The following is a 23043-nucleotide window of genomic DNA, read 5'->3' on the forward strand; positions in this document are numbered from 1 at the left end:
CCGGGAAGTCGAGCACCACTTCGTCCGAGTTGTCGGCGCGCAAGGCGCGCACCAGGAGCGCGCAGGCGGCGGTGAGGACCGACGATCGGCGGATGCCCAACGCCTTGGACAACCGCTTGATGACATCGACGACCGACGAGTCCAATTGGACCGGCACCGAGGGGGCGTAGGGATCGCGCCCACTGGGGGCGTCGGTCAGCCGATAGTCCGATTCGCTGGCCGAAGGAAGATGCTCGGCCCAATACTCCTGATCGCCAACGTAATCCGCGGACGCCGCGTACTCCAACTCGCTGCTGACCAGGTCGCGCAACGAGCCGAAGAAGGCGGGAGAAATAGGCGACCCGGAGGCGAGGGCGGAGTAGACGGCCGCGATCCGGCGGCCGACCAAGGCGATGCCCAAGCCGTCCATCGTTATGTGATGGCAGCGGCTGAACCAGTAGTACTCGGCGGGCCCGGTCTTGAACAGGTGGAAGGTGATCATCGGGCCGGCGAGCGACATCGGCGTTCGCTGGATGGACGAGGCCATGTCACGGGCGTCGCGCTCGGGATCCGGGGAACCGGTCAGGTCGTAGAAGTCCAGATCAACATCCGGGTTTTCGATCGCCCTCTGGAAGACCTCGCCGTCTACCTCGAAGAAGGAGGCCCGCAGGCTTTCGGCCTCCCCCACCACGTGGCGCATCGCCTGCTCGAGCAGGGTCCGGTCGATCGCGCCCTCGATCCGCACCAGCACGCCGAGCTGCCACGCGACATCGAAGTGACCCGTCTGCTGCGCCAGCCAGATGTCCAGCTGCGCCCGCGTCAGCGGAAGTGCGCGGTCACCGAGTTCCACTAATTTCCCCCCAAAGCCTTACCCGGTCCTTCATACCTAGGCGGTCTATACATCACAAACTAGGAGAGGGCAGCGCCTTGCGCTTGCTCTTAGGACGAATATCGAGCCAGTTCTGTTCGATGTAGGCGAGACACGCCGAGCGGGCCACGGCGCCGGGGCCCACCCGGCAGGATATTGGCTGATGCTGGGTGGAGGCTGTGCCGCTCGTCATTATTGACCGACGCGAAAAATTGGCCGCGGTGCTCGTCGAAAGCCGCACCGGACAACCTCCTACACCGAAGATGCGAATGGCGCGCGGCACGAAACAGCATGCAGCGCATCAAGATTGGCCGTTAGTTTCGACCAGAATGTCGACCCGCGGAGATCTCCGTCGTGATGTGATCATCGCGCTCCACGGCTCGCCGGGTACCCCGCGGTATCGAGCGCCAAACCTGTGAATTTCGTTCGCACGTAAGAGATTCGCGGTGTTCGCTGCGTTGCACTCGCGTGCCGTGCCGCAGCAAACCAAACGTTTGTCCGGCCCGGGCGCCGACGGGCGGCAGCGAAGGGGTTCAGAATCGCCGATCGGGCCGGTGGTCGTTTGCCGACACGGCGATGGGATCCGTTGCTGGAGTCTCGGCGCGGGATTTGCGGCTGCGTCCTTTCCCACGATGCGCGGCCGAAATCCCGTTGCCGCAGCGGGATCGGCTCGGTGGCTGAGCCGGGCCCGGCGGGCGTTGCTGCCGCAGCGACCGGGGTCGGGCGACGGACGAAAGCCACCCTGCGCCTTGGGCCCCGACGGACCCGTGGATCCCGGCGCCGGCTACGTCGTCCCCTGCGCATGGCCACGCGTTGTTGTGACCTTCTTCACGACCTACGAGCGGCGCCGTTCACACCGGGGTTGGCGAAGAGTTTACGGGTGCGAGAAGTGTTGCCTCGAAGCGGGATTCGCCGGCGCCGCCGAACCCGGCCAACCAGACGCCTGTTTAGGCCGCGCGGGGCGCGGGTAAAGCTGCGGCAATGTGGGGGTCGGTGCTGGGCTTAGGAGTTCTGGCGGCGCTGAATCCGGTGCGTCTCGGTCTGGCTCTCCTGATGATCTCCCGACCGCGGCCGGGTCCGAACCTGCTCGCCTACTGGGTCGGCGGCCTCACGGTGTGCCTGCCCGAGCTTCTCGCGCCGCTGATCCTGCTCAACTTCACGTCGATCCTGGGCTCGTCCGGACACGGCGCAGCCAAGGCCACGAGCTCCACCCTTCCGCACATCCAGATCGGCCTCGGCGTGCTCGGGCTCGCGATCGCCGCGCTGATGGCCGTGCGGTACTCGACGCGTCAGCGTGCGGAGGCGCGGACGTCGGGTGACGACGCCTCGAACACGCCGCCAGCAATGCCGCGATTCCTGAGCCGGGCAGGGGACGTCTCGGCCGAGGACGGTTCGGGGATCCGGCGCCTGCTGCACCGGGCCCACCGCGCCTGGGACAAGGGATCGCTGTGGATCGCGTGGGTGATCGGGCTGGCGTCGGTGCCGGTCGACGGGGTGCTGTTCATCCTCGCGATCATCGTGGCGTCCAGGGCCGCGATCGCGACGCAGGTCAGCGCCTCCATAGCGTTCGTGCTGCTGATGTATTCCGTCGTCGAGGTGATCCTGGTGGGGTACCTGGCCGCGCCGGTGCGAACCCAGGCCCTGCTGCGGCAACTGCACGACTGGGTGCGCGCTTATCACCGGCGGATCCTGGTCACCGTCTTCACGGTGGTCGGGGTCTCGCAGCTGGCCCAGGGCATGCACATTCTTTGAGCATTCGGCAATCGCCTGCCGCTCGTGAACGCGGGACGATACAAATGCATCTGCGTCTTGCCGGCCGCGTTGGGAGCGCTCGTGATCACTTTGGACCGCTTGGTCAACGTGCTGGGTGGTTACGGGGTCCGCTTGGTCTGGTCTTCGGCGCCCAGGTCGACCGAGCTGCGCAGCGTGGCCATTCACGAGGGCGATCGGGTGGTCGTCGGTGACGTTCTGCTGGCGATCGGCGCCGACTCGCTCGGCGACGGCATCCGCTGGGCGGCGTCGGCTCACGCGGTCGTGCTGCTGACGCGCGATCACGCCGAGCCGATGACGTTCGACGCGGACGCCGGGGTCGGCGCGGTGATGCTGGTCGACGAGACACTGTCGTGGAGCGAGATCGCCGGGGTCATCTACGGGCTGGTGCTCGAGGGCCGTGAGACGGCGGCCGGTCGTGGCCCGACGGACCTGTTCGCGCTGGCCGACAGCCTGGCGGACGCGATCGGCAGCGCCGTCGTCATCCAAGATCGGCTGCTGCGTGTGCTCGCGTATTCACGGCTGCAGCAACACGCCGACCCGGCGCGGGTCGAGACCATCCTGGACCGGCAGACTCCGGACCGGCTGCGCGCATTCTTCGAAGCCGGTGGCGTCTTCGCGCATCTGGCGAGCTCGGACGAGCCGCTCTTCGTCGAGGGCGATGCGGAACACGGCGTGACCGGGCGGATGGTCGTGGCGGTGCGCTCCGGCCGAGAACTGATGGGTTCGGTGTGGGTGGGGTGTTCGGAGCCGCTGGACGAGTCGGCGCGCGGCGCCTTGGCCGAGGGAGCCCACACCGTCGCCCTGCACCTGCTGCGGTCCCAGGCCAGCGCCGACCTCGAACGTCAGGTGGAATCCGAGCTGGTGATCCGGCTACTGGACGGCAGCGCCGATTCCGCCACGGCCGCAAGCAAGCTCGGCCTGCCGCAGAGCGGCTTGCGAGTGATCGCGCTGCAGGCCTCGGTCGGCGCCGAACGCGACGCCGCCCTGCTGTTGGCGTTCGAGCGTGCCACCACGGGTTTCGGCTGGTCGCGGCCGGGTCGGAGCGCCTTGGCGGGCAACACCATCTACACGGCGCTTCCCGGCGAGGACGCCGCGACGGCGCGGCGTTGGGTGACCGGTCTGAAGGCGGCGCTGCCCGAGCAGGTGAGCGTGTTGGCCGGCATCAGCGGCACTGCCGAGGTGGCCGATCTGACCGCCGCCCGCCAGGAGGCCGACGAATGCCTGGCGTTGCATGAGGCGTCGCCAGGCTCCGCCCCTCCCGCCTACGACGAGTCGTGGGACGACATCCTGCTGCAGCGGTTGCGCACCGCGGCGCGGGCCGGCCGGTCCCCGACCCGTGGACCGGTGGTCGAGCTGGGCCGCCACGACAGCGCCCACGGAACCGACTATCTCGCCACGCTCCGGGCGTGGCTGGAGGCCCAGGGCGACCCGGCCGAAGCCGGTGCGCGGCTCGGCGTACACGAGAACACCGTGCGCTACCGGTTGCGCAAGATGGCCGAAATCACCAACCTCCCCTTGGATGACGCCCGGAAGCGGCTGGCCATGATGATCGAACTCGCGGCCACCGACATCGGCTGAACGCTGTCGAGATCCGACAATGCGCCACGGCGCCATTGTCGGGCTTCGGCAAGCTTTGCGGCACGCACCCACGCGACGATTGAGGTGGCCAGATCATGGCCGGTGCCGATCCCTCGATAGGACATCCGATGACCCGCCCGACCCACGACCGCACCGCGCTGGAGACATTCACCCTGCCGCTGCCGCGACGGCTGGTGGCGCGGCTGTTCAGCCGGAACCCGCTGATCCGGGCAAGCGACCGGCTGGAGGCGCTGCTCTTGGTGCTGGCCGTCGCGGTGTCACTGCTTACCGTGCCGATCGCCGCTGCCGTCGGCACCGCGATTCATGAGTCGCGAAGCCGCGTCTACGCCGAGCAGGTCCAGACTCGCCGCCCGGTGATCGCGACGGTCGTCGGGGATAGCCATCCCCGTACCAACCTGGACAGCCCGACGGTCACGGTGCCCGCCCAATGGGATTTCGCCGGCGCCCCACGCACCGGTGACGTCGCCGCACCGCTCGGGGCCAGGGTCGGCGATGAGTTCGAGCTCTGGGTCGACGGCCGGGGTTCGCCGGTGAGCCGACCGATGATGTCTCCCCGCGCCGAGGCGGTCACGATCACCCTGGCGATCTGGGGTGCCGTCAGCCTGTCGGCGGCCGCTGCGTTCGGCGCCGCCCGCCACGCCCTCGATCGAGCCCGGCACGCCAAATGGCAACACGACTTCAACGGCCTCGTCGGGCAACCGTGAATTAGCGGCCGCTCGGGCACCGGCGAAGTGGCGTTGTCGGCTCGGCACAATCACCAACCTTTCCCTTGTCCTGTTCGGGCAAGCGGCCCGACGCTGGAGTAGGCACTATGGGAATTGGTAGTCCGGGAACCCGATGAATTTCCCTGGCGGACAACGTATCCCAAGAGGACTTGCCCCTCAACAGGGCTCCGCGTCGTCAGGGACGGCAGCCACCCGTCGGCCCGCCCCTGACGACACCCCTACTTAGGAAAGGAAATAACGCGATGACCACCTTCGCACCCGTGTACATAACACCACAGCACCGGCGACGCCTGCAGGACGAACTGGGCGCGCTGCGCTCGCTGCGCAGCATCGAAGTTCCCGACGACGCCATGGATTACGGCGCCAGCCGCGGCGCCCGCCCGGCGGCTCGGCAACGACGCATCCGCGAGATCGAGGATCTGCTCAAGTCGGCGGCCGTCCGCGACGACCCCGCGGCCGAGAGGATCGCGGGGCCGGGCATGGTGTTGACCATCCGCGACGACGCCAGCGGTGAAACGGAAACCCTGCTGCTCGGCAGGCGGGGCGCCGAAGACGCCGACATCAAGGTCTACTCGATGGCATCGCCCCTGGGCCGCTGCATCGCCGGTGCCCGCCCCGGCGAACAACGCATCTATGCGATCCCCCACGACGCCGGCCGGCTCGTGACGCTGCTCAAGGCCGTGCCCTACCGGCCACCGTCGCCAAACACATTGGGCCGCAATGGTTCTCGTCGAACACCGACAGCCACCGCCGCCTGAGGAAAGGAACCCGGACATGACCAGTGTGCAACCCACCTGGCTTTCACCGCAGGCCTACGGACGGCTGCGGCGCGAGCTGGCCACCCTGCGGGAGTTGTGCGACGGCAACGCGGCCGGCGATGCCGCCGACGACAACTTCGTCGCCGTCCAGCGCGCGCGGCGACTGCGAATGCAGCGGATTCAGGACCTGTTGGTCAATGCCGTCGTCGGCGAGGACCCGCCCGACGACGGGGTCGCCGAACCCGGCATGGTGTTGACCGTCCGCTACGACGACACCGGCGACACCGAGACCTTCCTCCTGGGCGCGCGCGGCGCCGAGCACAGCGATCTGGAGGTGTATTCGATCAGTTCCCCGCTGGGTTCGGCCATCGCCGGCGCGCGTCCGGGTGAGCGCCGCACCTACCCGCTGCCCAGTGGCGCGGCCTTCGCGGTCACCCTGCTGAGCGCGGTGCCGTACGGCGTCTACCTGGCGCGCACCAACTGACGCCATGCTGTTCGCGCTCATCGACCCGGTGGCGGTGATGTTCCTTCTTCTGGCGATCGTTCTTCTCATCACGGCGGTCGCCTACGGGCGGATGTGATCGTTGTACGCCGTAGCCAAAAGCCGCGGCCGCCGCCCGACCTTGCGCAGCCCATAGGCTGGTGTTGAAGAACACCTGCTTCTGCGAGAGGACGAGACATGCCTGCACCGTCAGCCGAGGTCTTCAACCGCCTGCGCGACCTCGCCGCGATCAAAGACGTCAGCGCACGTCAGACCAAGACCATCGACGAGGTCTTCACCGGCAAGCCACTGACCACGATCCCCATCGGCACGGCCGAGGACGTCGAAGCCGCCTTCGCCGAGGCGCGCGCGGCCCAGGTCGACTGGGCGAACCGCCCGGTCGCCGAGCGCGTCGAGGTCATCGCCCGCTATCGGGACCTGGTCGTCGAAAACCGCGACTTCCTGATGGATCTGCTGCAGGCCGAGGCCGGCAAGGCCCGCTGGGCGGCGCAGGAGGAGATCGTCGACCTGATGGCGAACGCGAACTACTACGTGCGCGTCGCCGAGGACCTGCTCAAGCCGCGGACCGTGCAGTCGCTGTTGCCCGGGATCGGCAAGACGACCGTGGGATACCAGCCCAAGGGCGTGGTCGGGGTGATCTCGCCGTGGAACTACCCCATGACGCTGACGGCGTCCGACTCGGTGCCGGCGTTGCTGGCCGGGAATGCGGTGGTGCTCAAGCCGGACAGCCAGACCCCGTATTGCGCGCTGGCGTGCGCCGAGTTGTTGTACCGGGCCGGCCTGCCGCGCGCCCTCTACGCGATCGTGCCCGGGCCGGGATCGATCGTCGGCACCGCGATCATCGACAACTGCGACTACCTGATGTTCACCGGCTCGACCGCCACCGGGCGGCAGCTCGCCGAGCACTGTGGCCGCCGGCTGATCGGCTTTTCGGCCGAGCTCGGCGGCAAGAACGCGATGATCGTCACGCGCGGGGCCAACCTCGACAAGGCCGCCAAGGCGGCCACCCGCGCGTGCTTCTCGAACGCCGGCCAGCTGTGCATCTCCATCGAGCGGATCTACGTCGAGAAGGACATCGCCGACGAGTTCACCCGCAAGTTCGGCGACGCCGTGCGAAACATGAAGCTGGGCACCGGATATGACTTCTCGGTCGACATGGGCAGCCTGATCTCCGCGGGCCAGCTGGACACGGTGACCGACCACGTGGACGACGCGAAAGCCAAGGGCGCCAAGGTGCTTGCCGGCGGCAAGGCGCGGCCCGACATCGGGCCGCTGTTCTACGAGCCGACGGTGCTGGCCGACGTCACGCCGGAGATGGAATGCGCCGCGAACGAGACGTTCGGCCCGCTGGTCTCCATCTACCCCGTCGCCGACGTGGACGAGGCCGTCGAGAAGGCCAACGACACCGAGTACGGGCTGAACGCCAGCGTGTGGGCCGGTTCGTCGGCGGAGGGCGAGCAGATCGCCGCCCGGCTGCGTTCGGGGACGGTGAACGTCAACGAGGGGTACGCGTTTGCCTGGGGCAGCCTGAGCGCACCCATGGGCGGGATGGGCCAGTCCGGCGTCGGTCGACGGCACGGTCCCGAGGGGCTGCTCAAGTACACCGAATCGCAGACGATCGCGACTGCCCGCGTGTTCAATCTCGATCCGCCCCTTGGCATTCCGACGACCCTGTGGCAGAAGTCGCTGCTGCCGATCGTGCGGACGGTGATGAAGCTTCCCGGCAGGAACTGACTTTCGCCTTTTGTAAACGCAAATCCGCGTTACGCTCCTCGATGTAGCGTCACATCGCACGTCAGGAGACCGCTATGAAGGCCGACGAGAAGCAATACGAACAAGACGCACGTCGGCTACGCGAGTACGCCACCTTCGCCAACTTCTCGGACGCCGATCTGCTGCGTCTCGCCCGGGCGGCTCATCGCACCGCGACGTCAGCGCCGTTGCCGCTGATCCATGAGCAGACGCCGTCGGACTCCGCCTACATCCTGCTCAGCGGCGAGGTGGGCGTGTACGCCGGGCGGGACCGCATCGCCGTGCTGGGACCGGGCGAGGTGATCGGCGAATCGGCGCTGCACCGCGGGCGGCTGCGGTCGGCGACCGTGACGACGACCGGACCGGCCGAGCTGTTGCGCATCGAACGCGACGATCTCGACAGGCTGCTTCGCGAATTGCCGGCGCTCCGCGAAATCATCGACGCGTCCGTCGCGCGGCACGTGCCGGTGGACCTGCCGCCGAAGCCGAAACCGCCGCGCACCAAGCTGGGTGCCTCGGTGCGCACCGAACTGGTCGAGCGGTTCGAGCAGGCGGCCGACAGCGCCGGTCTGGACGTCGCGACCGCGCTCGAAGACGCGATCACCCAGTGGCTGGAGCGGAACGACAAAACGTAGCCGTTCATTGCACTTGCCCTACTACGGCGCGTAGTATTCGACCCATCCCGCCGTGCACAAGGGGGTGCCACGTGAGGTGGAGTTTCGCCCAGATCGGGCTGCTGATCATCTGCGCTTTTCATGTCGTCCAGGCGGTGATCGGCCTCGTCATCAATCCCAGCTTCGCGACCGGGCCCACCGCGCCGACCGTCCAGCTGCTCGGCATGGACTACAACGGCTGGCACGCCGTCGCGGGCCTCGCCCTCTTCGCTCCGGGCCTGGTGTTCGCGACGCGCAAGTCGTGGGCGGTGCTGTACCTGCTGCTGGCCGCGATAGCCGGTGCGCTGCCCGGCATTTGGGCCTTCTTCTCGCATCAGGTCGCCGTCGTCTTCACCTTCCCCAACAACGTCACCGACGCGGTGGTGCACCTGGTGACCGCCGGGGTGATGCTCGCGGTGGCCGCGGTGCAGATTCGGCTGGACGGCGGGCTTCGAAACTCGCTCGCCGATCTGCGGAGGCGCCCTAGCTCGACCGTCCGGTGAACAGCGCGTTCAGCTCGTCGAATCCGGTGGCACCCGCCAGTCCCGCGAAGGAACCGTCCTCGATCAGCTTTCGCGCGGCCGCCAGGAACGCGCCCCAGGCGACGCGACTCAAGGCCGAGCCGACGCTGATCCGCCGCACCCCGAGGTGCGCCAGATCGGTCACCGTCAACCCCGTGTCGGACGACATCAGGACGTTGACGGGGTAGGGCCGTACGGCGTCGACGAGGGTCGCGATGTCCTCTTTGGTACGAATCCCCGGCGCGAAGAGCACCTCGGCCCCCGCCTCGGCATAAGCCCGCAGGCGCCGGATGGCTTCGGCGAGCGGATCGGGGTGGCCGTAGAGGAAGCATTCCGCGCGGCCGGTCAGCACGGCGTCGGCCCCGGAGTCGTCGATCGCCGCACGCGCGGCGCGGACGCGATCGGTGGCCTCGGCCAGTTCGAAGAGCGGCTTGTCGGCGGCGCCCGTGCCGTCTTCGATGGAGAGCCCCGCTACGCCGGTGGCCACGCAGCGCGCGACGTTGTGGGCGAGCTCGTCGGTTTCTGCGGCGTACCCGGCCTGGAAGTCGGCGTTGACGGGGACGCTGACCGCGGCCACGATTTCGGCGATGTTGTCCAGGGCGGCGTCGACGGAAAGCGCGGTCGGCGTGTCCGGCAGACCGCGGGCGAAGCACAGGCCGGCGCTGGTCGTGGCCAGCGCCGGGAAGCCGAGGTTGGCGAGGGCGATTGCGGAACCGGCGTCCCACGGGTTCGGGATGAGAAAACACCCCTCTTGATGAAGCCGGCGAAACTGCTCTGCAGCGTGCGAATCCACCACCCGATTATGCTCGCGCCGATCAGAGGCGGTCGCCAGATCGGCATGGTGGCGAAACGCCTTGTGCTGTTTAGGGTTAACTGGCCGCGCCAGAGAACCCGACGGCCGTCGTCGGCGCACCCGGTCCCGCGCCGGAACCAAGACGACTGGCCGCGAAGGCCACGCCCTGGTCGATCATCGCCGCGTTGGTCGAGTACGTGTCGTGCGCGACGAAGTTCATCCCGTCGGAGCAGATGGGGTCCCCAGGCGCGCATACCTGGATGGTCTTGGCCTGGTAGAGCGGGCCGATGACGACCGGCGGCTCGCCGAAGAAGTTCATCGCCTTGTCGCTTGGCGTTGCGAAGAGCACGACCGACGAGATGTGGTTGGCCACCTCGGGCTCCAGCGGTTTGGGCACGCTCGCCGGATCGATCCCGGCCGGCACGGCCGGCGAGGTGACGAAGCCCATGACGGCAGCGCCCTGGGAGTAGCCGCCGAGCACCATCTTGCTGTTGGGGCAGTCGTGGGCGAACGAAACGACGTGCGCGCCCGCGTCTCTGACGCCCGCCTCGCCCGCGCTCGTCCAGTCGTGGGTGGCGGGGTAGTTGACCGGATACACGTCGAACGAACCTGCGCCGACGCGTGGGCGCAGCGAGTCGACGAATGCCTGTCCGGTCGGACCGAGGCCCGGCGGGTCATCGGTGCCGCGGGCGAACACCACTTGGACGTCCGGACACGCATCGGCCGAGGCCAGCGGGAGCGCGGAAGCGAGGACCGAAGCGCTGGCGCCCGACACCGCGGTCACCGCGGAAGCAAGGAAACGGGAGAGCTGACGCGCAATCATGGCGCTGTGTGCCCAGTGATCGGCACTTCTAAACCACGAATTTGTTGTGGCTTGACCGCCACGGAACGGCACCGTGCTCACCCGCCGGATTAGCGCTGGCGGACGATGGCAAACCCAGGGTTATGGCATTCGCACGACCCATCATCACGGCGGATCGAGCCGCAACGCGCATCCGCGTCGCGAAGCTCCGCAGATACGTCGAGAAGAACCTGCTCACGGAAACGGATTTTGTGTGCTCGCACCAGGCCGACTGCCGCGATTCGTGTCGGCCCGGCGATAGTTTCCGCGAGGGAACCATGAGCCACGTCGGGCGACACTTCGACCTCCGCGCCGACGGCAAGCCCCTTCGGATCGTCGTCGTCGGCCAGGAGTCAGGATTTCCTAAGGGCGCCCCCGCGCTGCAGTCCCATGTCACGCTCGACGCTCGATACCAACAAGTCCACGACGTGACTGGACTGGAAAAGCGGTACTACACGACGAATACGCATAAGGGCCGGAACCCCCACATGCGGGGAACGACGACGGCTCTACGCATCCTGATGGGAACCGATGCGGGCACGGACCGGGAAGGAGAGTTCGTTAAACCCGTTAACGACAAGCCGTTTCACATCTTCGATGGTTTTGCCCTCGTGAACCGCCTGTTGTGTTCGGCAGCACCACCCGGCAGCAGCAATGGCCGCCCGACCGGAACGATGTTTCGGAACTGCGGTGGGCATTTCAGCGCCACGATGAAAATCCTCGAACCCACCATCGTGATCATTCAAGGAAGGGCCGTTGCCAAATGGGTCAAACCCCTCCTCGTCGGCGGGCGCACGTACGACGACCATCACCACGAGGCATTCCTCGGTAAGCACCGCATGATCGTCTGCACCTTCACCCACCCGTCCGCCCACGGGGCGCATCGGTGGGGCGATCAACCAACCGCGCCTTACATAGCGGACGTCGTTCGGCCGACGTTGCGGAAGGCATTGATCCAGTCGTAGCGCAGGTCTTTCAGATCGTGCCGCAGCGGGTAGTCCGTCGGTCGACGAAGGAGGTTGCGATGGGCAAGCATTCGCAGAACGACGACGACGAGCCGAAGGGCGGCCGGCCGGGTCCCGCGGATCACGGGCGCGAGGGCGGCATGGCAACGCGTGAGAACGCGCCGGAACTCACCGAGCCGGACAACGAGGACTGACGAGATCGGCCCCGGGCGGGTGGCCGGAATGTCACCGCCACGACGAAAATGGGTGGATGCCATCTGAACGGGTGCCGCCGCCCCCGCCGAAGTCGGCGCCGGGCTGGTACCCCGACCCCGCCGGCGTGGGCCACGGGCTGCAGCGGTATTTCGACGGCACCGACTGGACCACCGAGTGGGCGTTCGCCACCGAGCCGCCGAAAAAGGGCGTCCCGGGAAAGGCGGCGCTGGCCCTGGCGACGTTGGGGGCGCTGGTGCTTCTCGTCCTCGTCGGCAGAAGTTGGGTTTTCGACGCGAAGAGCGACTCGGCCCCGCCGAGTTCGGCCGCCGCGAGCCCACCGTCATCGACCGAGGCCGCACCGTCGACTCCGGCAGGCCCGAAGAAGCCGGACGGGGTCACCTTTACCACCGCGCCCGGCCCCAACGGCGACGTGGTCGACGCCCGATTCGCGATTCGCGACAACTACAGCGAACAGATGATCAAGGACGGTGCCCGGATGGACACCATCGACATCCTCAGGTACGCACGAACGACTTATCCCGACGCGTCCGCGGTGAACGTGCAGGGCACCTTTCCGATGACCGATCCCTACGGCAACACGTCGACGCAGGTCGCCATCGACCTCACGTATTCGCGGGCGACGCTGAACAAGATCAACTTCGACGGCATCACCAAGGCCAGCATTTGGGAGATTCGTGATTCCGGCACGATCCTGGCGGCCTTTCAGCCTTGAGCAATAATCGGCACGTGTCCGCCGAACCCCGTCAGCCACCGCCGGCCGCGCCGAAGCAGCCGCGCGTGACGCCCGAGGATTTGGAGCGGTTCGGCGACGAGGAGCAGATGCGCGCGGCGTCGGACGAGGGACGGCTGCGCGACGAGCGACCGCCGCATCACGGCTAGCTTTCCAGGCGGTCGATGTGGGCTAGGAAGTGCGTCAGCACCGCTTCGGGCGCCTCGAGTTGCGGCCAGTGTCCGATGTCGTCGGCGAGCATCACCACATTCGGTTCGGGAATCACCTCGGCGTAGCGGCGTGCCATGTGGGCACCGGAGTTGGGGTCGATGGGCCCGTCGATCAGGCGCATCGGCACCGCGGTCTGCCGCATGGCGCGCACCCACCGGTTGCGATACGTGAGGCGATCGTTGATGAAGCGGCCGACCTTGTGCAGCACGCGGCGGCCGTCGTTGTAGTCCAGGATCTGGTTGAACACCGCCATCATGCGCGGGGTCGGCTTGGTGTTGGGGCCGAACATCTCGCGCAGCGTCGGTTCGAGCAACCGTTTGGACACCGGGCTGTTTTGCAGAGGGCTCAGGAGGTCGCCCAGCGGGGTGCCCGACATCAACTTCTGCGCCGCCCGGGGTGTGTACGACTCGATGAACATGCCGCCATTGAGCCAGGTGATCGAGTCGATGCGCCATTCGCCATAGCTTTGCTGCCTGAACTCGTGACGGGCCAACAGTTCTTGGCCCACCGAGTCGCCGATGTCGTGAGCCAGGATGTGCGCGTTGCGGATGTTGAGGTGCTGCAGGAGCGCCTCGTGCATGTCGGCGTGGTCGATGACCGAGTACTGGTAGGTCACCGGTTTGGCGGAGAAGCCCATCCCGATCATGTCCGGCGCGATGACCGTGAACCGTTGCGTCAGTTTTGGCCAGATCGGCGCCCAATCAAAGGAATTGAACGGGTAACCGTGGATCAGCAGCAGCGGAGGCCCGCTGCCCTCGACGCGGTAGAACATGTCGAAGCCGAGGTAGTCGAAGTACTCGCCGGAGTCCAGCCAGCGTTTCAGTTCAGCGTCCATGACGGTAATCATGCTTCTTCCCGCCGGAACGTGTCGGGGTGGCCGCGTCTCACAGGCGGCGTGTCGGAACTGTGAAGATTTGCTACGCGCGTGTCAAGGCTTTGTTAAGTACGCAACCTGATCGGCGTCGACCCATCACCGTTAGCAGTACGGCACCCCTTCTGCCGGAACACGATGTGAAAGGAGGCGTGTGTTCAAGCCTGTTGCGTCCGCGGTGATCCTTGCTGTTTGTGCCGTCGGACTCGCCGCGCCGGCACAAGCCCAGGCCGGCGGCTTCATCGTGATCGCGGGGTCGGACTCCACCCACTCCGTCGACGTCACCGTCGGCGGCAACCACGCCAGCCTCGCCGACGTCGAGGCGTACGCGATCAGTCATTGCGCCGAGAAGCACGGCGCGACCGATTGCCACGTCCTTGCCGAGGGCCGGGGTGGCTGTGTGGCCCTCTCGGACAACGGTCATGGCTTGGTCGGGGGCTGGGGTCCCACCCGCAATGCCGCCGGTGCCGCGGCGGCGGCCAAGGTGGTGTCCGGGCCGGCAAACGTGGACGGCACTCGCTGCGTCGTCGACCCGGACCTGATCTCCACGGGGAACTTCTCGTTCGTGGCCACGCAATAGCCGCGCGACGCCCGGGTCAGGCGGTGCGGCGATGCGTGTCGGTCGACCAGAGATGACCGCAATCCGAGCACTGCAGGTGCACCAGCGTGCCGCGGTTGCTCAACAGGTACTGCCAGTGCGTGTCGCAGTTTCGGGTGCTGCGGCAATCCCCACACTTGGCGCGGTGATTACATTGCGGGCAGGGCAGCCAGGCGCGGCGGCTACGGTCGGCGGTCGGATCAATCGGTAACACGATCAACCGTCCGTTCAGGCAGGACGCCGGCGCGGACCAGGTCGTCGTAGATCCGCTGCTGCTCGGTGTCCAAATTCGAATACAGCATGTCGTAGGCCTGCTGTTCGTCGGCGAGCACGGCGACGGGGTCCCAGTCGTCACCGATCGCATCGAGCACCGCGCTGCGCCGACGCGCCTCGTCGAGCGTCAGGTCATAGGCAAATTCCAGGTTGGCCATCGCGCCCCCCACCATTAGTCATACAAACGAATGGTTAGGATGCCCTAATTGGCGCTGGTCAAGCTATGGCGTGCGTCACTTTTGGTGGCTGGAGTTCGTCACACTGCGGCGGAGCAGCCGGCTTTGCCTGTTCCGGAGCACGCCAACGTCCTAACGCCGCGCGCACGGACTCCAGACCAGAGAAAACGATTCAGCCCTCGTCGAGTAGCGGCGGTGGCCAAGTTCTCGGGACTATGCAACCAGGCATTTCCTCAGGGAAATGGTCCCAGTCGACCGAGACCTTCCAAGCCCGAGGGCGGGAAAATAACGTGGCTTTGTTACCAAATTTGGCCCCATGAAACGTTGTACGACCTTCGCCCTCGCCACCAAAGACCACTTGATCGAAGGTTGCAGTGGTAGCTACACCTTCGAACTTTGCTTTGTCGAACATAGTGGTGTCCAAAAATTCCGTCCTAATAAATTCGGTGTGCGCGGCATCGAATACGGCTTCTATGAATAGAATCGGCCCCTTCATGAATTTTGTCTCGTGGAATTTAACGGCTTCGCCACTAAACTTCACCATGTTGAAGGAGATGGCTTCGCGGAACATCGTTTGCTCGAAAGACGTGGCGCGGCCTTGGAAGTGCGCCCCGTCAAACGAGGTCAGGATTGCGCTGTCAAACCTAGCCCATACAAATGTGGTGACATCACCACTAAAATTTGACTTGCTAAAATTCGTATTGGAAGCCTTGAATTGCACTCTATCGAACTTGGTGGCGGCCGCGCGAAACTCCGACCCGATAAAGTTCGTAGCCGATCCATTAAATGCTGTGCCCACAAAGGAGGTCGTCTGCCCGCCAAAAACGGCCTTTTCAAAGGAGGTGCTGGTAGCGTCGAGCAGCGTAGGCTTCGATACGGTCTGCCGCCCGTAGAAAGTCGCATTGTCGAACTCGGTCATGGTACCGCTAAACTCCGCCGCACGAAATGACGTTACCTTAGTAACAAAGGCCGCCTTCTCGAACGTTGTCTTGTTGCCAGTGAACCTCGCGCCTTCAAAACTACTAATGTCGGTGTTAAACTTGGCTGCTTTGAATGTAATCGCAGACTTGTCACCGCTAAACGTAACATCGTCAAACGAAACACCGGGGGCGTTGAATTCAACGTACGCAAATGATGTGTCTTTGCCGTTAAACTGAGCACCATCGAATGTGACGAAATTGTTGTCACCAATAAACGTCGCGTTTTTGAACCAGGTGTAGTCCCCGCTAAACACCGCTTGGTTGAAAATAGCGGGCCCGCTAAACGTCGCACGTTGGAAGTCGGTTACTGTACCGCGGAATATAGACTGTCCGAAGTTGGCATTCTCGAACAGCACGCCGACAAAGTCGAAATCGTGTGCAGACCAACTGACGTCGGCACTATTTTGGAGGTGCGCGACGATGACTCTTACGATCGTCTGACGGACCTCGCGGTCGTTCTGGCGGATCAGTTGGTGCCGCGCTTCTTCGTACGCCGCCCCCTCTCCTGGACGCGTCGTGGTGACAAGTTCAGTGATGTGGCTTGCGCCCTGCGACGCATCGTAGGGTAACCGCAGATAACCACACAGAACGTCGATGCATTGCTGGCGCCGAAGGAACGTGGTCTTGCGCTCGTCGGCGACGCCGGCCATGGCATATACCCCGGCAATGCGCACTGCTGGGTCAGAATTGCCAAGTTGCGCCGCAGCGGCGCCGAAGCGTTCGACGAATCGGCCTTCTTCAAGATCTTGCTGGCGACGGTAGGCAACAACGAGGGCCACTGCACCACCTACCCCAGCGACCGCAGTGAGTGCGGTTTTAAGAACATCGGCGCGATTGGCGGGCTTCGTGTTGTCCGTGCCGACGGCATGCTCGAACACGATGAAACCCAACCAAATCAGCCCCGCACCGATGATTACGGCGGACGTGACTGCGACTATCAGTGGAATACTGCGGGTAACTCGACGGATGCGGCCAAAATGGCGGCGGCACCATTCGGCAATCGACGGGCGATGTGTGGGCCCCACGTCGTAATCCAAACACATAGCAGGTAGCTGTTCCAGCGCACTTGCGCGGGCCTCTGGCAGGGGCCGGGCTACGGTATTGGCGCTCGGACCGGCAGCAGGATGAAACGGGGCCGGTCGGCGTGTCAGCATCTACCGTTCGCCCCTTAGTTTTCATAGTCCGGTGAGACACGAGCCATCGAAGCCTCGCGGTCGAGGATCGGGCGGAGCCCGTCGCACGGCCCTTTCGTACGACATGAGCAGCCCGAGCATTCGCGCGCAGCACGGGGAGCGGAGGAGGCCCCACTCCTTCATCACCAGAGGCTATTGAGCTCGTGGGTATGTGACATGAGACGACTAATATCGACGAGGTGAAGGTTCGCCTTTGAGATGTAACAGATGATCACGCGACTAACGAAAAACAGTTCGTCTCGGTTGCGAGCGAAGCCGCCTGAATAACCGCTAGGACAGCTCCAGGATGTTTACCTACAAGATCGTCGACTGCGTCGGGCTAACAGGGCAAATAGTGTTGCTGGACTTGGTTGCGGTGGTTGCCGGCGCGGCGCTTGCCGTCGTGGCCTGCAGCGTCTACCGAAGCGGCCGCAGGAGGAAGAGGAAAGACACGCTGGAAGCTCTGGGCAAGTGGGCAGACGATACCCGCCAAGCCCGCCGCGACGTCACAAGAGTTCTCGTCGAGAACGAGAAGAATGAGGTCACTGAGGTACAGGCAAAGGCACTTCTTGGCGGTCCCGACAGCACGCTGAAGGACAAATACGGCACAGCATTGGACGAGTCAGAGCGCAGGAAGCTTGGCGATCAGGTGCGAGACATCCTAAACGGACTCGAAATGATCGCTCTCGGCGTCCAGATGGACGTCTACGACCGAGTGGTCCTTCGCCGCATGGGCAGATCGGTTATCGCTCGGACCTATAAACAGTTAGAACACTACATAAAATGTATGCAGAACGAAGAGGCGGAGAAGGCCAAGAAGCGCAAGTGGACCGAGAAACGCCAAGCTCATCCTTACAAGGAACTCGACACCCTTTACCGCAAGATCGATGGGGCCGGACTCATCGAAACTTTAGAGGCAGAACGGAGTCGGCCCGAAGGCGTCTGAGCTAGACTTGTTCTTCCCTTCGCCCGATGTCTAGCTTCACATCTTCGAGGCTCATGCGTGTTGAGGTCGATCCTCACGTTTTTTCAGATTGGCGATGAAAGCATCTGCCTCGTCTGCGGCGGCGAGGCCTTGCGTCTTGGAATACTGCGCATAATCCTGGTAAAAGCCGGGCAATTTCTTCCACCGATCAAAAACCGCCCAAAACTTCTCCGCTCGCTCCCGACGGGCGTCATCGAGATCGGGCGCTTTCGGATCGTCCGCTTCGTAGCCAGCCGCTTTGAGCTCGTCCTTCCCTTCCTGAACGCACCAATCGACGTAGTCATCAACTGTAGCTGCGGCACGTCTGACCGTATCTTTGAATTTTTCATTGTTATTGTCTGGCACGAGGGAATTGAGGTCGACATTAAGCTCTTGATTGCGAGCCTTATCGAATTGAATCCAGAGAGCAGAACCTATGGCCGTCACATCTTTGCTCATCCAACCCTTGGTTCGGCCAGCGGCCTGCTCGGCGGCCCACCTGCGGTATCCATCGGGCATCTCAGGTACTTTTTTCTCAAATTCCTTCTGCTCATTTTTCCAGCCTTCGTTGATGAGATCGCGGCGCGCTGCCTCATCGGGACGGTCGACGAGCAACCGACCGTCGAAGCGGCCTGGTCGCCGTATTGCCGTATCGACGTTGCTGAGAAAATTTGTCCCGAGAAAGAAAACGACGCGGCGCGCATCGTGTAGCTCTTGGAGCTTCGGCAGCATCGAGGCTGTGGCGAATGAGAGGATGTTGCGTCCCGCCCCGCTTTGCTCAGAACGCTCCCGGAATAATTCATCGCATTCGTCGAAAAAGACGACGGTGTGATCGAGGTTCATCAGGTCGACAAAAATCTCAGCCGCTGTCGATTCGATATTTTCCAAGCCGCGCCGTATGAAGTGGCCGGGGCTGAGCGCCAGCAGCGGCCAACCGAGCGTCTGGGCCAATTGCTCGACCATGAAAGTCTTCCCGCTTCCGGGAGGACCATAGATTATGTATGAAACGCCGTTCTTATCGGGTCGTCGGATGGTGGAACCGCGCAACCGCTCATTCTCCAACGGCGTGACCACTTCCGTTAGAAGTTTGTTGACTGGCTTGAGCACGTCGTCAGGCTCGATCATCTTGCCCAACCGCCGAGATGTGCCGTCAGCACCGGCCGTACTTGTCTTCGTCCTGGCAGCGGCCGGCGGGGTCGGGTTGCGAGGAACATACCTATCAAGGATCGACGCGCGGCGGCGGGCCCGCTCGGCGAGGGACATCAGGTGGAAAAGCCGCGCCGCGTATGACGTGACCCAGGTTTCGCAAACGCCCGGGTGGCGCGTGCGATCGCTGACCCATCCAGAGAACGCACCCACAGTCTTGTGGGACACGGTAAGGAAATTCGCTGTCTTCTCGAGTGCCTCGAATGCTTGGGCAAGGACTTCGATTCGGTCGGCGTCGTAAAGGACGAGCAGGTCGTTGTCAAAAACCGACTCCCCTAAGCACAGTGCCACCTCGACGCTGGGCTGCTGAATCGTGCTCCCGTCCTCCTGGTAGGTGACCGAGACACCGTCGGACCAGCAGCCATCCGCGTGTTGCCCTGCAGCCACTGCTTCCACTGCGGCTCGGAAGAGCGGTGTGCCGCACACTTGTTCGCCGAGTTCGTTCAACCCGCGAATAGCGAAGGCTAGCGAAGTGGGGTCGTACTCCGGATCGAACGGGACATGCCTGCGCGCCATTAGGCGGTCAACCTGTCGCACGAAGTAGTCTTTAAGGCTCTGCCTGAAGCTGCCTAGCGTGGGTTGCGCTGCGGGCGAGTCGTTATCGAGCCCGAGTCCCTTGCCCGCGGCCCACTCAAGGATCTTCTCGCGCTCGCTGAGCGCTATCGCGACATGCAGGAGATGGTAGGGCGACACTTCTTGAAGTCCGGAAAGCTCCGCCTCGGACATGGCCCGAGTCAATACACCCTCTGGGCGCGTCAGTTTCGCGAGCCGTGCGCTCGCTTCGACGAAGCCTCGACAGACATGCTCCGCAAGCTGTGAATCTTCATCCGCGACTTTATTTTCGGGTGAAGATGCTTTCCCATTGGCCGCCTCCAGGGGTAGCGCGCCAGCCTCCAGCAACAATCGCACCGCGTGGAATAAACCTCCTATGACCAGAGAAGGCTGGAACATCGTCGCTTTAGAGTGGCTATGACTCGACTCGTCGATCCGTTTTCCCGCCCAGGTGTCGGAGGAGCCGACCAGTGCGACGAGGAAATCGCGCGGAGACAGCGGTGTGCCGTCCTTGGTCTTCACCGCAGACCCTAGAATGCCGCATTCGCCCATCGCTACGATGGCCTGAAACGTTGCGGTCGGGCGGTAGGTTCCATCGTCATCCTTCGAGCTGCTTCGCGCGCATTTTTGCTCTGGTCGCCAGAGGCTGAGAACCGAATCCAGCGCTATTTGGCGCCATTTGTCGCTGTCAACCACGTTTGGCTCTCCTTCGAGGGAGAAGTGTGCCAAGCTAGTCGAGCGTTAACACACTCCACGGGAGTTGGTCTGTGAACGCATTTATCGCACTAATGAAAAACAATTCAGCAGCACTCGCATCATGACACATCCCGCACGGCAACAACGTCGGTATGACGAGGTGAGATATGCCCGTGTTGCACTCGCCGCACGGCGACGCCGCTAGGCGATTCGCGAAAGGCGGATCGAAAATGAAGGCCTTGGATGGCTAAGCGTCGCGCGGGCGAGCCATAGCCTGGCTCGTCAACCCCCGGGGCTCGACTCGCCATAGGTGCGGCGGTTGTCGCCGGCGCGCACCGATGCGTACCGATGCTCGGCACGGCGGCGACCGCTGTGCTGATCATTATGGGAAGGCCGCCCGACCGCTCCCGAGGGAAGACTGAGGCGTCCACACGGCGTGCGGCGATACCAGCCAGTTCCTTGTGACGATCTGCAATTTGGGTGCCGTCGGACGAACGAGAAGTGTGTTCAAAATGAAAAGGGCAGTGCTGATGTTATTTGTGGTCGGGCTGACAGGATTTGAACCTGCGACCACTTGACCCCCAGTCAAGTGCGCTACCAAACTGCGCCACAGCCCGGATGCCGCCCGTATCGGCGGCAGCAGGTCGAAAGCCTACCGCAGACAGCCCGCAACTCGGCGAAGCGGCCTCCGCCCGACCCGGCGATCGGGCGGGCCGAGAAACCGTAAACGCCAATCCCCGTCGCGATCTAGACTCCTGTTCACGAACGCAGGCGGGTCGCTGTGCTCGCTGACCAACTCCGGGGGACGACCGCAATGATGGCGAACGGTGCGGCGCGTGGCAGGTAGCGAGCCGCCGCCGAATCCGGGCAATGCGCCGCCCCCTGGCGGCTATCACTTCGGCCCGCCCGGCCCTCCCTATGCGCCCGGACAACCTCCCTGGAGCGGCTACCCGCCGGGCACGGCCGGTGCGCCGCCCCCGTGGCCACCAAGCCCGCGGCCAGCCCCACCCGCCAAACGATGGTTGATGGTCACGACGGCCATTCTTGCGGTCGCCTCGACCGTGTTGGGCGTCATCCTCATCAGCCGTGTCATGACTTCGGGTGCATCGGCGTCGTCACACCGCGAGCCGCCCGGGCTGTCGGTGCCGACGACACCGGGGTTGGTCCACCCGGAAGACCTGAAGAATCTGCTGTTGAGTCCCGCCGAGGCCGGCGACATCCTGCACATCCAGGGAATGGCGCTCTACCAGAGCAACAACGGCCTGTTCATGGATACCGCCGACCCGCCCGACTGCGCCGGCATCTGGGCCCCGGGCATGGCGCAGGTCTATCGCGACACCCGCTTTATCGACGCGCAGTCGGCCGAACTGCACGGGCCGGGTGACGTGTACGTGAAGTTGACCCTGCAGTCGCTGGTGGCCTTCCCGACCGCGAAAGACGCCGGCGCCGTCTTCGAGGACCTCACGAAGAAGTGGGATCACTGCGCTCGAACCGACGTTTTGGTGAACCGCCACGAGGGCGGCACGATCGCCGTCGGCGACCCTCGGGTCGTCGACAACACGCTGCTGGTCTCCTGGGACAAGACCGGCGGGACCGGGTGGGGTTGCCAGCGCGCCTTGATGCCGCGCAGCAACGTCGTGATCGACATGCGGGTGTGCGACTACGGCGGCAGCACTCAAGCCCAAGAACTCGTCAACAAAGTCGCCTCCCGGATCCCCACCTCGTGAACAGCCCAGGAGGTAAGCCATGAGCGCTCCAGGCGACTGGGGCAGCGGCCCGGGAGGCAGGCCACCGACGGGCCCATATGCGCCACCGTTCGGTTACCAGAATCCCCCCGGACACCCGCCGTCCTGGCCGAACCCGGCGCCGGCCCCTGGCCGCTCCGGTGAGTCGCTCGCGCGGTGGTGGTGGCTGACGGGCGCCGCCGCGGCGCTGACGGTCGGGCTGTTGATCGCGGTCATCGTGTACCAGCCGGCCCACTCGGGCGGCGGCACCGTGGCCGCCTCCGCACTCCCGGACGTCCTGCTGAGCGCGGAGGAAGCCGCCCATGCCGTGGGCGCCGAAAGATTGTCCGGCGAACCGGTTCAAGACAAGCTGGCCGACACCCCCATCGTCGACGAGGACTGCGTCGGTGTGCTGAAAGCCGCCGAGCAGAAGGCGTACGGGACGACCGGTTCGATTGCGGTTCGGACCCAGGAGCTCGGCGACGGTGATGCCAAGGGATGGCGCTTGATTCAAGCCGTCGTGTCCTTCCCGGACGCGCAATCCGCGAACGACTTCGTCGGCAATGCCGCAACGGACTGGCAGAGGTGTGCCAATCGCGAGCTCAACACCCGGAACGTCAACAACGATGATCCCCGCAACGTGTTTTGGAAGACGGGATCGGTGTCGCGGGCCGGGGGCATCCTCGCGATGGACATGGTTCAAGAGGCCCAGGGCTGGAACTGCCAGCGCGCCCTCAGCGCCCGGAACAACGTCGTCATCGACCTTGATCTCTGCGGACGAAACGTGTCGGGATCGGCGGTGCCACAATTCGTGAACGCCGTCGACAAGAAAATCGACGCCCGGAGCTCATAGCCGGCCCGTGGCACCGCCCGGTTCGCGGGATCAGTGTAATCCTGGGCGTTGAGTGTGCGCTCAGGGCGGGAAAAACGCCAGATTGCCGCCGTG

Annotated in this window: 23 protein-coding genes and 1 tRNA gene; 16 read left to right on the forward strand and 8 right to left on the reverse strand. The window is 64.7% G+C overall.

The window, feature by feature from the left end; all coding sequences use genetic code 11:
- Positions 1 to 829 (reverse strand): condensation domain-containing protein (locus A5680_RS21890; protein WP_231977673.1); only part of this gene is annotated, 829 nt, incomplete at its 3' end.
- A gap of 999 nt (positions 830 to 1828) precedes the next feature.
- Between A5680_RS21890 and A5680_RS21895 the strand changes: the two genes are divergently transcribed.
- The 8 genes from A5680_RS21895 (at position 1829) to A5680_RS21930 (ending at position 9112) form a co-directional block, all read left to right on the forward strand.
- Positions 1829 to 2599, forward strand: coding sequence for a GAP family protein (locus A5680_RS21895; RefSeq protein WP_055404859.1), 771 nt, complete (start codon positions 1829 to 1831; stop codon positions 2597 to 2599).
- Between the two features lie 81 nt (positions 2600 to 2680).
- Positions 2681 to 4198 (forward strand): CdaR family transcriptional regulator, encoded by a 1518-nt coding sequence (locus A5680_RS21900; protein WP_067823279.1) that lies wholly within the window; start codon positions 2681 to 2683, stop codon positions 4196 to 4198.
- Between the two features lie 128 nt (positions 4199 to 4326).
- A complete protein-coding gene (locus A5680_RS21905) occupies positions 4327 to 4923 on the forward strand; it encodes a hypothetical protein (protein ID WP_067823147.1) in 597 nt (198 codons plus the stop codon).
- Positions 4924 to 5186: 263 nt separating this feature from the next.
- Positions 5187 to 5702, forward strand: coding sequence for a GreA/GreB family elongation factor (locus tag A5680_RS21910; protein ID WP_067823150.1), 516 nt, complete (start codon positions 5187 to 5189; stop codon positions 5700 to 5702).
- A 16-nt stretch (positions 5703 to 5718) separates the two neighbouring features.
- Complete coding sequence (locus A5680_RS21915; protein ID WP_067823152.1) at positions 5719 to 6186, forward strand: GreA/GreB family elongation factor; 468 nt, start codon at positions 5719 to 5721, stop codon at positions 6184 to 6186.
- Between the two features lie 195 nt (positions 6187 to 6381).
- Positions 6382 to 7938 (forward strand): succinic semialdehyde dehydrogenase, encoded by a 1557-nt coding sequence (locus tag A5680_RS21920; protein ID WP_067823155.1) that lies wholly within the window; start codon positions 6382 to 6384, stop codon positions 7936 to 7938.
- A 74-nt stretch (positions 7939 to 8012) separates the two neighbouring features.
- Entirely contained in the window at positions 8013 to 8591 is a 579-nt protein-coding gene (locus A5680_RS21925; RefSeq protein ID WP_055404855.1) for a cyclic nucleotide-binding domain-containing protein, read from the forward strand.
- Between the two features lie 71 nt (positions 8592 to 8662).
- On the forward strand, positions 8663 to 9112 hold the full coding sequence (locus tag A5680_RS21930) for a DUF4383 domain-containing protein (protein ID WP_055404854.1): 450 nt from the start codon (positions 8663 to 8665) through the stop codon (positions 9110 to 9112).
- Here A5680_RS21930 and A5680_RS21935 read toward each other — a convergent pair.
- Positions 9093 to 9923 (reverse strand): oxaloacetate decarboxylase, encoded by an 831-nt coding sequence (locus tag A5680_RS21935; protein WP_197499829.1) that lies wholly within the window; start codon positions 9921 to 9923, stop codon positions 9093 to 9095. The two genes, A5680_RS21930 and A5680_RS21935, sit on opposite strands and share 20 nt — an antisense overlap.
- 76 nt (positions 9924 to 9999) lie before the next feature.
- Positions 10000 to 10746: a cutinase family protein gene (locus tag A5680_RS21940; RefSeq protein ID WP_067823159.1), complete on the reverse strand. Its 747-nt coding sequence runs from the start codon at positions 10744 to 10746 to the stop codon at positions 10000 to 10002.
- A 122-nt stretch (positions 10747 to 10868) separates the two neighbouring features.
- On the opposite strand from A5680_RS21940, the gene A5680_RS21945 reads away from it, so the two are divergent.
- Genes A5680_RS21945 through A5680_RS26105 form a run of 4 tightly spaced genes read left to right on the forward strand, consistent with a single transcriptional unit; the run spans position 10869 to position 12824 of the window.
- Positions 10869 to 11729, forward strand: coding sequence for a hypothetical protein (locus tag A5680_RS21945; RefSeq protein ID WP_067823161.1), 861 nt, complete (start codon positions 10869 to 10871; stop codon positions 11727 to 11729).
- A gap of 59 nt (positions 11730 to 11788) precedes the next feature.
- Positions 11789 to 11923, forward strand: coding sequence for a hypothetical protein (locus A5680_RS26470; RefSeq protein WP_255380440.1), 135 nt, complete (start codon positions 11789 to 11791; stop codon positions 11921 to 11923).
- Between the two features lie 56 nt (positions 11924 to 11979).
- Positions 11980 to 12657: a DUF2510 domain-containing protein gene (locus A5680_RS21950; RefSeq protein ID WP_067823164.1), complete on the forward strand. Its 678-nt coding sequence runs from the start codon at positions 11980 to 11982 to the stop codon at positions 12655 to 12657.
- A gap of 14 nt (positions 12658 to 12671) precedes the next feature.
- Positions 12672 to 12824 carry a hypothetical protein gene (locus A5680_RS26105; RefSeq protein WP_197281307.1) on the forward strand — a complete coding sequence of 51 codons (153 nt, stop codon included), beginning with the start codon at positions 12672 to 12674 and terminating at the stop codon, positions 12822 to 12824.
- Here A5680_RS26105 and A5680_RS21955 read toward each other — a convergent pair.
- The gene (locus A5680_RS21955; protein ID WP_067823167.1) at positions 12821 to 13720 is read right to left on the reverse strand and encodes an alpha/beta fold hydrolase; all 900 of its coding nucleotides are present in this window, start codon (positions 13718 to 13720) and stop codon (positions 12821 to 12823) included. The two genes, A5680_RS26105 and A5680_RS21955, sit on opposite strands and share 4 nt — an antisense overlap.
- A 190-nt stretch (positions 13721 to 13910) precedes the next feature.
- On the opposite strand from A5680_RS21955, the gene A5680_RS21960 reads away from it, so the two are divergent.
- A complete protein-coding gene (locus A5680_RS21960; protein ID WP_055404848.1) occupies positions 13911 to 14336 on the forward strand; it encodes a DUF4189 domain-containing protein in 426 nt (141 codons plus the stop codon).
- Between the two features lie 218 nt (positions 14337 to 14554).
- Here the strand turns inward: A5680_RS21960 and A5680_RS21965 are convergent, their stop codons facing one another.
- Together A5680_RS21965 and A5680_RS21970 are read right to left on the reverse strand one after the other, a co-directional pair.
- On the reverse strand, positions 14555 to 14785 hold the full coding sequence (locus A5680_RS21965) for a DUF6400 family protein (protein WP_231977674.1): 231 nt from the start codon (positions 14783 to 14785) through the stop codon (positions 14555 to 14557).
- Between the two features lie 190 nt (positions 14786 to 14975).
- Positions 14976 to 16937, reverse strand: coding sequence for a pentapeptide repeat-containing protein (locus tag A5680_RS21970; protein WP_082970455.1), 1962 nt, complete (start codon positions 16935 to 16937; stop codon positions 14976 to 14978).
- Positions 16938 to 17262: 325 nt separating this feature from the next.
- On the opposite strand from A5680_RS21970, the gene A5680_RS21975 reads away from it, so the two are divergent.
- Positions 17263 to 17901, forward strand: coding sequence for a DUF4760 domain-containing protein (locus A5680_RS21975; RefSeq protein WP_067823177.1), 639 nt, complete (start codon positions 17263 to 17265; stop codon positions 17899 to 17901).
- Positions 17902 to 17952: 51 nt separating this feature from the next.
- Here the strand turns inward: A5680_RS21975 and A5680_RS21980 are convergent, their stop codons facing one another.
- Together A5680_RS21980 and A5680_RS21985 are read right to left on the reverse strand one after the other, a co-directional pair.
- Entirely contained in the window at positions 17953 to 20373 is a 2421-nt protein-coding gene (locus A5680_RS21980; RefSeq protein ID WP_156675201.1) for an ATP-binding protein, read from the reverse strand.
- A 540-nt stretch (positions 20374 to 20913) separates the two neighbouring features.
- A tRNA-Pro gene (locus A5680_RS21985) sits at positions 20914 to 20990 on the reverse strand.
- Between the two features lie 408 nt (positions 20991 to 21398).
- Here A5680_RS21985 and A5680_RS21990 point away from each other — a divergent pair.
- A complete protein-coding gene (locus tag A5680_RS21990; protein ID WP_067823183.1) occupies positions 21399 to 22100 on the forward strand; it encodes a sensor domain-containing protein in 702 nt (233 codons plus the stop codon).
- Positions 22101 to 22119: 19 nt separating this feature from the next.
- Positions 22120 to 22950, forward strand: coding sequence for a sensor domain-containing protein (locus A5680_RS21995; RefSeq protein ID WP_082970457.1), 831 nt, complete (start codon positions 22120 to 22122; stop codon positions 22948 to 22950).
- Positions 22951 to 23043 lie beyond the last annotated feature (93 nt).

The organism is Mycobacterium sp. E2989, from assembly GCF_001667595.1.
In the GTDB taxonomy this organism is placed as follows: domain Bacteria; phylum Actinomycetota; class Actinomycetes; order Mycobacteriales; family Mycobacteriaceae; genus Mycobacterium.